The organism is Pseudogracilibacillus amylolyticus (SeqCode) (genome assembly GCF_051918545.1).
Lineage (GTDB): Bacteria > Bacillota > Bacilli > Bacillales > Amphibacillaceae > Pseudogracilibacillus.
Window position 1 is genome coordinate 1866 of record NZ_JBPPZG010000310.1, and the last position, 1231, is coordinate 3096.

The 1231-nt window shown below is 39.6% G+C and carries 1 protein-coding gene and 1 pseudogene; both read right to left on the minus strand.

Going from position 1 to position 1231, the window contains the following annotated elements; translation table 11 throughout:
• Positions 1–117: 117 nt before the first annotated feature.
• Positions 118–865: pseudogene (locus ACPYKA_RS20065) on the minus strand (SDR family NAD(P)-dependent oxidoreductase).
• Between the two features lie 32 nt (positions 866–897).
• Positions 898–1231, minus strand: a 334-nt coding sequence (locus tag ACPYKA_RS20070; RefSeq protein WP_479543959.1) for a BCCT family transporter, incomplete at its 5' end; no start/stop codon positions are given.

Genomic DNA, 1231 nt, shown 5'->3' on the forward strand with positions numbered 1-1231 from the left:
CATCCAAAATTAGGTAAACCAGAAAAGAAAGTGGAGAAATATCTTAACAAATGAAATAAACTAATAAAAATTACTCTCTCTCACATCGAGTAGAGAGTAATTTTTCATGTTGAAAACTTATACGGAAGTCGCTCCCTGCCCACCATCGATTCTGTAATACGAGCCGCTAATGAAGGAAGCTTGTTCAGATGATAAGAATACCATTAAATCTGCAATTTCTTCGGCTGTTGCGTAACGGTTCATCGGTACAGATGCTTCAAATTGTTTCCGAGCTTCCTCGGCTTGATCCCCGGCAGCGTTTTTCTCAATTCTGCGCATCATTTCTGTATTAACACCAGATGGACAAACTGCATTTACTCGGACACCGTATTGCGCCATTTCTAATGCAGCTGATTTATTAAGCCCGATCACCGCGTGTTTAGAGGCTACGTAATGACTCATCCCGGGAGCACCGAGCAGTCCTCCATTAGAGGCAGTGTTGACAACAGCTCCACTTTTTTGTTCTTGCATCACTTGTAGTACATATTTTAAACCTAAAAAGACACCCTTCACGTTAACGTCCATTACATTTTGAAAGTTTTCTACTGTTTGTTCAGTAATATTTTTAAATTCACCATTGATGCCCGCGTTATTAATAAATACATCAATTCGCCCGTATTGTTCCTTTGTTTTCTTCTTTGGCAACATTTGCTGTAAGTAATAATATATCTTTACTGTCGATGGATTCAGCTGCTTTAGTAATTGCTTCATTTTTTAAATCGACTAATGCTAATTTTGCACCTTCTTTTGCAAATGCTTTTGCAGCTGCGATTCCGATTCCACCTGCTGCACCGGTGATAAGTACTACCTTGTCTTTAAATTGCATCTTTACCACAACTCCTTTATTTATTTTATCCTTTAAACTTCTTTCTTTGCGGTCTTTAAAAAGGCAATAGCCATCATAATAATAATCACGGAAAAAGGAAGTGCTGCGATGATCAGCATATTCTGAAATCCTTGGATGCCCCCAGAATACAATACGATCGCGGCCATTCCGGCTAACACAAGGCCCCAAACAATTTTTACTGGATTGGCAGGGTTAAGTCGTCCTTTCGTACTGAACATGCCGAGGACGAATGTTGCCGAGTCTGCAGACGTTATAAAAAATATGGCAATGACAAAAATAGTGAAGAACGATAAGATGCCACCGAGTGGGTAATGCTCGAACATTCCGAATGTAGTTGTTTCTGTT